Origin of the sequence: Clostridium thailandense (assembly GCF_019207025.1) — a bacterium.
GTDB lineage: Bacteria > Bacillota > Clostridia > Clostridiales > Clostridiaceae > Clostridium_AM > Clostridium_AM thailandense.
In genome coordinates this window covers 1-1161 of sequence record NZ_JAEEGC010000221.1, presented here as the reverse complement: position 1 = coordinate 1161, position 1161 = coordinate 1, and the positions used below count along the sequence as shown (strand labels likewise).

Annotated in this window: 2 protein-coding genes; both read left to right on the top strand. The window is 27.9% G+C overall.

Going from position 1 to position 1161, the window contains the following annotated elements:
- The first annotated feature begins 79 nt into the window (after positions 1-79).
- Positions 80-616 carry a helix-turn-helix domain-containing protein gene (locus I6U48_RS28770; protein ID WP_218323950.1) on the top strand — a complete coding sequence of 179 codons (537 nt, stop codon included), beginning with the start codon at positions 80-82 and terminating at the stop codon, positions 614-616.
- Positions 591-1151, top strand: coding sequence for a transposase (locus I6U48_RS28765; protein WP_218323949.1), 561 nt, complete (start codon positions 591-593; stop codon positions 1149-1151). The genes I6U48_RS28770 and I6U48_RS28765 overlap by 26 nt, the downstream gene beginning before the upstream one ends.
- Positions 1152-1161 lie beyond the last annotated feature (10 nt).

The following is a 1161-nucleotide window of genomic DNA, read 5'->3' as shown; positions in this document are numbered from 1 at the left end:
TATAGATAAACACAACCAAAACTTTATTTACAAAACCTCCCTATTTATGATAGAATCAGAAAATAAGGAGTTGTTAAAAATGGGTAGAAAAGCATTTGAAATTGATGATCATGGATATACACTTGAAGAATTAAAAACAATGAGAAATAAAGAAAAAAGTAATTATTCTAGAAGAATATTAACAGTTATAATACTAAGATTACAAGGTTTTAATAATAAATATATTGCTTCTGATATCCAAAAATCGTTAGTTACAGTAGTAGCTTGTGTGAATAAATGGAATGATCTAGGTATCGATTCGCTTATTGATAATCGAGGCGGGTCCACAAGTAAATTCACTGCTGAAATGAAAAATGATTTAATAAAAACCTTGAACGAATCTACCCCTAATAGCCATAACCTTATTGGTTTTAATTGGACTACCCCACTTTTAGCAGAATATATAAATAAAAAATATGACACTTCTTATTCAGATGAAACTATTAGAAGAATATTAAAAAGTGAAAATTACACATTTAAAAGGGCTCAACCTAAGCCTAGTAAGGCGGATGAATTAGAAAAAGAGAATTTTAAAAAAAATGAAAATAATTTTGGAAACTGCAGAAAGTTCTTCTAATATTATGATTTATGCCATGGATGAAACTTATATTAGACTAGAATCTCAAAATCGTAGAAGTTGGAGTGTTAAAGGAGTGTCACCTATCCTTGAAAAAAACAACCCTCACATTGGAGTTAATATTATTGGAGCTAGCACCATTCACGGAAAATTTGAAACATTTGCTGATGTATATAGTTCTGAAGAAAGTATCTGTAATAATCACGTTTGTAACTTTATTGATCTTTTACTTGAAATCAATTCCGGTAAAACAATTTATATAATAATGGATAATGCTCGTATTCACAATTGTGATGGTATGAAAAGCTATCTTGATAATAAAAAAAATTTAGTGTTTATAAATTTGCCACCCTATTCCCCTGATTTAAATCCACAAGAAAACATTTGGAATAGGGTGAAAAATTGTATTTTTAGTAATAGAGCACGAAGTTGTATAGATGAATTATTTAATGACATAGTTGATATTTATAATATATTAAATCAAAACAGTGATATTACAACTTCACTTACGTATGGTAAACACTATTATAAATAAAGTTTTGACT

Excerpts from the sequence above, each read along its gene's own strand:
- I6U48_RS28770 (WP_218323950.1), top strand. The coding sequence starts at position 80 with ATGGGTAGAAAAGCATTTGAAATTGATGATCATGGATATACACTTGAA.